Source organism: Bacillus cereus group sp. N11 (genome assembly GCF_016483605.1).
Classification (GTDB): Bacteria; Bacillota; Bacilli; order Bacillales; family Bacillaceae_G; genus Bacillus_A; species Bacillus_A toyonensis.
Genome location: NZ_JAEHBN010000002.1, coordinates 498393 through 508310 on the forward strand (window position 1 = coordinate 498393; position 9918 = coordinate 508310).

The window sequence follows — 9918 nt, forward strand, 5'->3', positions numbered from 1 at the left end:
CCAGGTAATAATATCAGATGTTTATATCTGTTGTAAAGATGAGTTTTTATGTATATTTTGTAAAACTAGAAAAAGTGTGTTTACATTCAGTTTACATTTGTACTGTATTCTAGTTTTAGAAAGAGCAGTTTGGCTTAACACGAGGAGATGAACAGGAATGGAAGTTAGAAATGAAATGAAGAAAAAAGGAAGTTGGAGGCAGTTTTTACGCCTTATTCGAGATACAAATCCTCCGAAAGGGATTCTTGTTTTTGCATTGTTAATGAGTTTGCTTTCTACAGGAGCGAGTTTATTTATTCCGATGTTAACAAAAGGATTAGTAGATAATTTTTCGCTTTCGTCAATTAGTACAGGACAAATTGTTGGGCTAGTTGCCTTCTTTGTCATGCAAACCATTGCTGCAGGATTGTCTATTTATTTACTAAATTATATTGGGCAGAAGATTGTAGCTGGACTGAGAGAACGTTTGTGGAAAAAGGTGCTTGTTTTACCAGTATCTTATTATGATCAAAATAGAACAGGCGATACGATTAGCCGTATGACAAATGATACAGGTGTTGTGAAAACATTAATTTCTGAGCACTTGTCAAATTTATTAACAGGCGGTATTTCAATTGTTGGATCATTAATTGTATTATTTGTTTTAGATTGGAAAATGACAGCTTTACTCTTAACGGTTATTCCGTTATCTGTATTAATTTTAGTTCCTCTTGGACGAAAAATGTATAAGATTTCAAAAGCGCTTCAAGATGAAACAGCATCTTTTACAAGTGTGTTAACACAGGTGTTATCAGAAATTCGTTTAGTGAAATCTTCAAATACAGAAAAAAGAGAATATGAGACAGGTAATACAGGGATACAAAAGTTATTGCAATTTGGTTTAAAAGAAGGAAAAGTACAAGCATTAATTTCACCAGTTATGTCGTTTGTTTTAATGGCACTGCTTGTTATTATCGTAGGCTATGGTGGAATGCGAGTTTCTAGTGGTGCATTAACAACAGGTGAACTTGTAGCATTTATTTTATATTTAGTTCAAATTATTATGCCAATGAGCCAGTTATCTATGTTCTTTACACAATTCCAAAAGGCAATTGGTGCAACGGAAAGAATTAATGCGATTTTAGAATATGAAGTAGAAGATCATGAAACTGGTGTGAAGGTTTCGAATGCTAAGCAGTCGATAGTTCTTGAAAATGTACATTTTGAGTATAACGAAGATGAGAAAGTATTGAACAATATTGATTTCACAATTGAATCTGGAAAAGTAACAGCGATTGTAGGTCCAAGTGGTAGCGGAAAAACAACTTTATTTTCATTATTAGAACGTTTTTATGAGCCAACTGGTGGTGCTATTAAATTAGGAAAAGAATCAATTACGAGCTATTCATTGCAGTCATGGCGACGTCAAATTGGTTATGTATCACAAGATAGTCCGTTAATCGATGGAACGATTCGTGATAATATTTGTTACGGTGTTGAGGGCGAAGTGACGGATGCAGAAATTGAAAAAGTAGCAGCTATGGCATATGTTGATGCATTTATTCATGATTTACCAAATGGATATGCAACAGAAGTCGGAGAACGCGGTGTGAAGCTTTCTGGAGGACAAAGACAGCGAATTGCGATTGCCCGAGCATTACTTCGAAATCCGCAAATTCTTATGTTAGATGAAGCAACTTCAAGTCTAGATAGTAAATCCGAGTCTGTCGTCCAAAAGGCATTAAATAACTTAATGAAAGGCAGAACAACTTTGGTTATTGCACATAGGCTTTCTACGGTTGTAGATGCAGATAAAATTATCTTTATTGAAAAAGGGAACCTTACAGGAAGCGGTACGCACGATGAATTATTACGTACACATGACATGTATCGTGAGTTTGCAACGCAACAATTGAAAATTAAAGAGGGTGCATTATAAAATGAATAATCAGTGGAGGTTGTACTCCGCTGATTATTCATTTTTAAAAAATATAAAAGATGCTTAGTAGAAAGGAAATGGTTCCTTTGATACCTAAAATTTTAATAGTAGACGACGATCCACATATTAGAGAACTCGTTTCTGTTTTTTTAGAGCGGGAAGGCTTTCAAACATATGAGGCAATTGATGGCATAGATGCACTTAGGAAAATGGACGAAGTAAAAGTCGATATGGTTATTCTTGATATCATGATGCCAAATATGGATGGATTTGATGTATGTTTTGAATTAAGAAAATACTATGATATCCCGGTTCTGATGCTAACTGCCAAAGGAGAAACATCACAAAAAGTAAAAGGATTTCACCTTGGGACAGATGATTATCTCGTAAAACCATTTGATCCTATAGAATTAGTAGTGAGAGTAAAAGCGTTACTGAAACGTTACCAAATTACAGTATCGCAATCGATTCAAGTTGGAAATGTACTGTTAAACCGTAAAACGTTTGAAGTGACACTGGGGGAACAAACGGTTACGTTACCGCTAAAAGAATTCGAGTTACTTTTTACATTAGGATCTAAGGCGGGAAGAACTTGTTCGAGAGAGCAATTAATTGAAGAAATATGGGGATATGATTTTGAAGGGAATGAACGTACACTAGACGTTCATATTAATCGGTTACGTGAGAAGTTTCAAGAAGAGAAGTCGAAATTTAGTATTAAAACAATAAGAGGTTTAGGGTATCGCTTAGAGATAAGTAAATGAGAAAAAGAAAACGAATGAGTAAGTTGAAGATGCTGAAAGTATTTGGAGCGGTATTAGCTCTCTTTACTTTTCTTACTATCATTTGGTCTATCGCATTTTATGTAGCAACTAGTTTATTGAATGCTTTTGACGTAAATGTATCGCCGTTTGTTGCCTTTCTAATTAGTGATATGGTCGGTTTTGTATTTATTATTCTTATTTGGACATTAATTGGAATATTAATGAGGCCAAAACGAGAGGCAATGATTTGGACTATTATTGAACCGATACAAAAAATTGCAAAAGGAGACTTCTCCGTAAAAATACGAAATGAAGAAAAGTATGATGGAGAAATTGGCGTGCTCGTAAAAAGTATAAATGATATGACAGATGAACTGAATACGATGGAGAAAATGAGACAAGAGTTTGTATCAAATGTTTCTCATGAAATACAGTCACCATTAACTTCTATAAAAGGATTTGCTAGAGCACTACAAGATGATAATCTTTCTGAGGAAAAAAGAAAGCATTATCTTACCATTATTGAAACTGAAACAACGAGATTATCTAAACTAAGTCAAAACTTATTGAAGCTAACTCTTTTAGAATCCGAAGAGTATACACCAGAAAGAGTGAGCTATCGATTAGATCAACAGTTAAAGCAAATTGTATTAAATAGTGAACCACTCTGGGCTGAAAAAGAAATTGAATTAGATCTTGATTTAGAGAAAGTCCATGTAACTGCAGACCAAGAAAGTATGAGTCAAGTGTGGATTAATTTAATTCATAATAGCATTAAATTTACTCCAAGCGGTGGTACGATCACTATTCAGTTAAAGGAACATGAGACAGTAGTGGAAGTGCGTATCTGTGATTCAGGAATTGGTATATCAGAAGAACAGAAACAACATATTTTTGAGCGTTTTTATAAAGCGGATTCTTCACGAAATCGTGCCTATGGAGGAAGTGGCTTAGGTTTAGCTATTGTAAAAAAAGTACTTGATCTTCATGAAGGAGAAATAAAAGTCGAGAGTGAGGAAGGAAATGGTACAGAATTTATTGTGTGTATTCCTAAATATGAAGAAAAGTAGTGTTAGGTGGAAAGATTTCTAACACTATTTTTCTTTAAAAAGGCATATATAGCTACTATAGTTACCTACAAGTAACCTACGCACATGAAAGTGCATCATTGCCTTTTTACATAAACATAGATACACTTTTAATATGATAAACAACAGAGAAGATTAAGGAGTGTTATACTTGGCAGAATTATTACAAGGTAAAAATGCTTTAATTACAGGAGCAGGTAGAGGTATTGGTCGTGCTGTAGCGATCGCATTAGCGAAAGAAGGCGTAAATGTAGGTCTTTTAGCTCGTTCAGAAGAAAACTTAAAAGCTGTAGCGAAAGAAGTGGAAGCAGAAGGCGTAAAAGCTGTTATTGCGACTGCTGATGTATCTTCGTATGAAGAGGTAACGACTGCAATTGAAACGTTAAAAAACGGTTTAGGGTCTATCGATATTTTAATTAATAACGCTGGTATTTCTAAATTTGGTAAGTTTTTAGAATTAGACGTTGCTGATTGGGAAAAAATCATTCAAGTAAACTTAATGGGTGTATACTATGCAACTCGTGCCGCTTTACCAAGCATGATTGAACAACAATCTGGTGATATTATTAATATTTCATCTACAGCAGGACAAAAAGGCGCGCCTGTAACAAGTGCATATAGTGCTTCTAAATTTGGTGTTCTTGGCTTAACAGAATCGTTAGCGATGGAAGTTCGTAAACATAACATTCGTGTAACAGCTTTAACTCCAAGTACAGTAGCAACTGATATGGCTGTAGGTTTAGGGTTAACTGATGGAAATCCTGATAAAGTAATGCAAGCAGAAGATATTGCAGAGTTTATCGTAGCACAGCTGAAATTAAATAAACGTACATTTATTAAATCAGCAGGACTTTGGTCTACTAATCCGTAAGGGCTACATGTATTAACAAAGAAGGGACATCTATTCTGTAATGGAGTGGGTGTTCCTTCTTTATTTTTTGTATATAAAACGGAATTTTCGGTATAATCAAGTGTGAATGGTAGAAAAGCATAAAAAAACTTTAAGGGGATGGTATATACATGAGTACAATTGAGAAATGGACGGCTGTTGATCAATATGTGAGTGATGTATTAATACCGAAAGATTCTACATTAGAAAGGGTCCTTCAAGCAAACGCTGCAGCTAATTTACCGGCACATGATGTATCGCCAACGCAAGGGAAGTTTTTGCAACTATTAGTACAAATTCAAGGAGCTCGAAACATTTTGGAAATTGGTACTCTAGGCGGATATAGCACGATATGGATTGCAAGGGGCTTACCATCTGAAGGACAAGTTGTTACATTTGAAGCAAATGAAAAACATGCAGAAATTGCACGTAGCAATATTGAACGTGCTAATTTGAATGATAAAATTGAAATACGAACAGGATTAGCGTTAGATTCTTTACAACAAATAAAAAATGAGCAGTATGAACCTTTTGATTTTATTTTCATAGATGCTGATAAACAAAATAACCCTGCTTATTTTGAATGGGCACTAAAACTATCACGACCGGGTACTGTAATTATTGGTGATAACGTAGTACGTGAAGGAGAAGTTATTGACAATACTAGTAGCGATCCTCGTGTACAAGGAATACGCCGTTTCTATGAATTAATAGCTGCTGAGCCACGTGTTAGTGCTACAGCGCTTCAAACTGTAGGAAGTAAGGGATACGATGGGTTTGTGATGGCAGTTGTAAAAGAGTGATGTAAGGAGGAAAAAGGGATGAAAAAGAAGTTTCAAAAATTATAACATGTATCGTGTATAACGAAATTAGCTCGTGGACCTCCAGTATACATAACACTATATTATATATTAAAAAATTGGAGGCTATAAGTAGATGAGAACTGAAAAAGAAATGTTAGACTTAATTATAAATACAGCAAAAGAGGATGAAAGAATCCGAGCAGTCATCATGAATGGATCACGTGTAAATCCAAATGTGAAAAGAGATTGTTTTCAAGACTATGATATTATGTATGTTGTAAAAGATATGCAGTCGTTTACGTCTAATCATAATTGGATTCATAGATTTGGAGAAATAATGATTGTCCAAATGCCGGAAGAAATGTCGTTACTTCCAGCAGATGAAGACGGGAAGTTTCCGTATTTAATGCAGTTCATGGATGGGAATCGGATTGATTTAACACTAGTTCCAGTTGAGTTAATAAAAAAGTTCGTTGGAAAAGATAGTTTAAGTAAACTGCTTCTTGATAAAGATAATTGTCTGGAAGAATTCCCACCAGCAAGCGATAAAGATTACTTAGTAAAAAAGCCTAGGGAAAAAGAGTTTTTAGATTGCTGTAATGAATTTTGGTGGTGCAGTACAAATGTAGGAAAAGGGTTATGGCGCGAGGAGCTTACTTATGCGAAAGGAATGCTTGAAGGCCCAATGCGAGATATGTTAGTTGTAATGCTAGGAGTGGCATATTGGTATGAAAACAAAGTTTACAGCTAATGCTGGGAAGTTTGGGAAGTATTTCGAACAATATGTTGAAAAAGATGTCTGGGAGCAGTTTAAAAGGACATTTTCAAATGCAGAGTATGAAAATATTTGGGATTCATTTTTTATAATGGGTAATTTATTTAGGAAAGTTGCGAACGAAATTGCTAACACTTATGAATATCAATATCCGCAAGATGATGATGACAAAGTGACGAGTTATTTAAAGCATGTAAGAAAATTACCGAAAGATAGTAAAGTAATTTATTAAGTATATAAATCAGTAAGACTGTCCTAATTACGGACAGTCTTATTTTTGTTCAGGAATCAGAATTTCTCTAACAAAGTACAGATGAAACACATATGAAATTTTAGGGAGGTTTTTATCATGTATTATTTTTATTCACCAGAAATGTTCGTTCCATTTCCTTTAGGGCTAGAACGTAATATTTCGTACGCTTATATGCCATATCATTCATTTTATTATGGAGACTATGTAAATGCGCTACCATACGCATTACATGTTCCTCAAAATTATGAAGCACAAATGAAAGAAGAGGATCGTGGATCATGGACACCATTTTCATGGGTCGAAAAATATGCGTATGCATTTTCAGGACCATACAATAAAGCGGAAGTAGCTCTTACATTTGATGATGGACCAGATTTAGTATTTACGCCAAAAATTTTAGATAAGTTAAAACAACATAATGTGAAAGCTACTTTTTTCTTGCTCGGTGAAAATGCAGAAAAGTTTCCGAACGTAGTAAAGCGTATTGCAAATGAAGGGCATGTAATTGGTAATCATACGTATAGTCATCCAAATTTAGCGAAAGTAAATGAGGCTGAGTACCATAATCAAATTATAAAAACGGAAGAAATATTAAATCGGTTAGCTGGTTATGCACCGAAGTTTATACGTCCGCCGTACGGTGAAATACTTGAAAATCAATTGAAGTGGGCAACAGAGCAAAATTTTATGATTGTACAGTGGAGTGTCGATACAGTTGATTGGAAAGGGGTAAGTGCTGATACAATTACAAATAATGTGTTAGGGAATTCATTTCCAGGTAGTGTCATACTTCAGCATTCAACTCCAGGTGGACATTTGCAAGGATCTGTAGATGCGCTAGACAAAATCATTCCACAGTTGAAAACGAAAGGAGCACGCTTTGTAACACTTCCAAGTATGTTCCAGACATCTAAAGAGAGAAAATGAAAATGTTAATAATTGGAATATTGATAATTGTATAGTATAATGAAGGTGTAAATTAGGGGGTGGATATAATTGATGTATGCACTAGTAAACATAGGAATAAGCATGTTGATCGGTATTATATTTATATTTGCTGCACGTATTCTTCAAAAGAATCCACCGACAGATATTAACGCAGCGTATGGTTATCGGACGAAACGGTCTATGAAAAATAAGAAGTTATGGGATGCAGGTAACAGGTATAGTGCAGAAGTGATGAAACAAAATGGGTTCATTATGATGTTGATAGGAAGTGTTATTAGTATACTGTTTAGATATCCCCATACAACGTTAGCGATAATGATCTTTATGTTAGTACTAATCATTCGCTTATTCATACGAGTAGAGAAAAGTTTGAAGACACTTGAGCAATAATGAAAAATAGGACTCCCGGCCAATATGGGTAGGGAGTCCTATTCTATTTATTAATCATTATTTTTTAGTAATTCTTTTCCTTTTTCAACAACAAATTCATAGTATGTAAGATCATACGGATAAATATCTTCAAATGTTATTGTAATTGGTTTATTGTTTAAAACAGAAATAGCCGAAAAAGATGAAATCTCTCTTTTTAATAGTTGTAGAAAAGCAGTTGCATGTACTTTCATCACATCGTCTACTTCATCACCTGGTGCAAATGGAAGAGGCTTTATTACGTTGTGAAAATACATATGACAAAACTCACGATCAGTAAGATCTGAAATTTCATAATCTATTTTATAGATTCCTTTGTATGCTAAATCAGTCCTTTGAAAGGAAAGCCCCAATTCTTCTTCAATTTCACGAAGGCCGCCAATTTGTACATCTTCATCATGCATAATATGTCCAGCTGAAGTAATATCCCATATACCCGGAGCTTCTTTTTTATTTTTAGAGCGTAATTGGAAATATAAGAACATATCTTCATCATCTTTTTCTATAAACCAGCAATGGAATGTTTCGTGCCAATCACCGTCACGATGCACTTCATCACGTAATTTCTTTCCAAGTGTATTTTTTTCAGAATCAAATATCGTTAACCACTCTGTCATTTTAATTCCCCTTTCTGCAAATTTTATTATACAATATTTGTATTGGATTTTGGGAAAATAAAGAAAAAAGGGGTGGTTGTAAATGGGGATAGAAAGTAAGGAAATAAAATCGATTATTTCAACAGAGGAAGAATTACGACAAATATTGGGGCAACCAAGTGAGCGAGCTTTGAAAAAAGTTATTTCATCACTTGATCATCATTGTGTAGATTTTCTGTCTAAATCTCCTTTTCTAGTATTATCTACTGCAAATAAATTAGGAGAGTGTGATGCTTCGCCAAGAGGGGATGCACCTGGATTTGTATATGTATTGAATAAAAATAAAATTATCATTCCGGAAAGGCCGGGCAATCGTCGTATAGACTCCATTTTAAATATTATTTCAAATTCGCACGTAGGGTTAATCTTTCTTATTCCTGGTCTTGGGGAAACACTCCGAATAAACGGTAAAGCATATATTACAAACGATGAAGAAATTTTGAAAGAGATGCAGGCGAATGGACGTAATCCGTTACTTGGAATTGTTGTTGAAATAGAAGAATGCTACATTCATTGTGCAAAAGCTTTTATTCGTTCTAAGATGTGGGATCCAGAATCTTGGTTAAATAAAAAAGGGTTACCTTCAGCAGCAAAAATGTTGTTGGAGCATGCGAAAATGAATACTTCAGAAGAAGATGTTGCACGTTCTTTAGAAGAAAGTTATACGAAAAGATTGTATTAAAAATCCTTTATTAGTATAGTTTTAAAAGGAAGAGATCTACTCGTCTTAGAATGGAATACTTTTATGTGAAACATTAATTTACAAGTTGGGAAATTACGAAATAGGTAAATAGATTGGCCGGTATAAAATATTATTGTGAAATATAATAAAAAATGATCTTGAAAATAGTTAATAAAAATAGGCTTGCTTTTTAAAAATTTGATAACTATAATAAGTTAACAAATAGACATGAACGAAAAAGTAATGACAAGGACACGAAATCATTTTTACGGTTTACAGAGAGGGAAGCCAAGGGTGTGAGCTTCCTAACACGAGAAATGATTTTACCACCTTTGAACTTCAATAGTGAACGAGTAATCTAGTAATTATTGACGGTATCAGCCGTTATCTGAACTTGAGCAATCTAGGAGGAGCTACGTCTAGATTGGAACAAGGGTGGAACCACGAAAACACATTCGTCCCTTTCCTAGGGATGAGTGTGTTTTTTTACGGCCTTAGAGATTGAAAATTTAGAATAATTAAAAAATGGTATTGATTTTGTTTTTTATGCGAGTATAATGAGTTAACAAATAAACATGAACGAAAAAGTAACGATAAGGACACGAAATCATTTTTACGGTTTACAGAGAGGGAAGCCAAGGGTGTGAGCTTCCTAACACGAGAAATGATTTTACCACCTTTGAACTTCAATAGTGAACGAGTAATCTAGTAAT

At 34.4% G+C, this 9918-nt stretch carries 9 protein-coding genes, 1 pseudogene and 1 other annotated feature; of the genes and pseudogenes, 9 read left to right on the top strand and 1 reads right to left on the bottom strand.

The features are described 5' to 3' along the window. Window positions 1–157 precede the first annotated feature (157 nt). The 8 genes and pseudogenes from JDS98_RS06270 (at window position 158) to JDS98_RS06305 (ending at window position 7828) form a co-directional block, all read left to right on the top strand. Window positions 158–1918, top strand: a complete 1761-nt coding sequence (locus JDS98_RS06270) for an ABC transporter ATP-binding protein (protein ID WP_000453895.1) — start codon at window positions 158–160, stop codon at window positions 1916–1918. Window positions 1919–2004: 86 nt separating this feature from the next. Beyond that, window positions 2005–2682: an envelope stress response regulator transcription factor HitR gene (gene hitR / locus JDS98_RS06275; RefSeq protein ID WP_199633645.1), complete on the top strand. Its 678-nt coding sequence runs from the start codon at window positions 2005–2007 to the stop codon at window positions 2680–2682. Beyond that, window positions 2679–3752 (top strand): envelope stress sensor histidine kinase HitS, encoded by a 1074-nt coding sequence (hitS, locus tag JDS98_RS06280; RefSeq protein WP_001231633.1) that lies wholly within the window; start codon window positions 2679–2681, stop codon window positions 3750–3752. The genes hitR and hitS overlap by 4 nt, the downstream gene beginning before the upstream one ends. Window positions 3753–3921: 169 nt before the next feature. Continuing rightward, window positions 3922–4641: a 3-ketoacyl-ACP reductase gene (locus tag JDS98_RS06285; protein WP_140158528.1), complete on the top strand. Its 720-nt coding sequence runs from the start codon at window positions 3922–3924 to the stop codon at window positions 4639–4641. A gap of 149 nt (window positions 4642–4790) precedes the next feature. Further along, window positions 4791–5462 (top strand): O-methyltransferase, encoded by a 672-nt coding sequence (locus JDS98_RS06290; protein WP_087970046.1) that lies wholly within the window; start codon window positions 4791–4793, stop codon window positions 5460–5462. Between the two features lie 133 nt (window positions 5463–5595). Further along, a pseudogene (locus JDS98_RS06295) lies at window positions 5596–6469 on the top strand (aminoglycoside 6-adenylyltransferase). A 117-nt stretch (window positions 6470–6586) separates the two neighbouring features. Further along, a complete protein-coding gene (locus JDS98_RS06300; protein ID WP_000291210.1) occupies window positions 6587–7417 on the top strand; it encodes a peptidoglycan-N-acetylglucosamine deacetylase in 831 nt (276 codons plus the stop codon). Between the two features lie 72 nt (window positions 7418–7489). Further along, window positions 7490–7828: an SdpI family protein gene (locus JDS98_RS06305; RefSeq protein WP_141556005.1), complete on the top strand. Its 339-nt coding sequence runs from the start codon at window positions 7490–7492 to the stop codon at window positions 7826–7828. Between the two features lie 50 nt (window positions 7829–7878). On the opposite strand, the gene JDS98_RS06310 is transcribed toward JDS98_RS06305, so the two are convergent. Further along, window positions 7879–8484, bottom strand: a complete 606-nt coding sequence (locus tag JDS98_RS06310; protein WP_097959146.1) for an NUDIX hydrolase — start codon at window positions 8482–8484, stop codon at window positions 7879–7881. An 82-nt stretch (window positions 8485–8566) separates the two neighbouring features. On the opposite strand from JDS98_RS06310, the gene JDS98_RS06315 reads away from it, so the two are divergent. Further along, window positions 8567–9205: a pyridoxamine 5'-phosphate oxidase family protein gene (locus tag JDS98_RS06315; RefSeq protein WP_098711831.1), complete on the top strand. Its 639-nt coding sequence runs from the start codon at window positions 8567–8569 to the stop codon at window positions 9203–9205. Between the two features lie 234 nt (window positions 9206–9439). Next, window positions 9440–9671: a binding site (T-box leader), on the top strand. Window positions 9672–9918 lie beyond the last annotated feature (247 nt).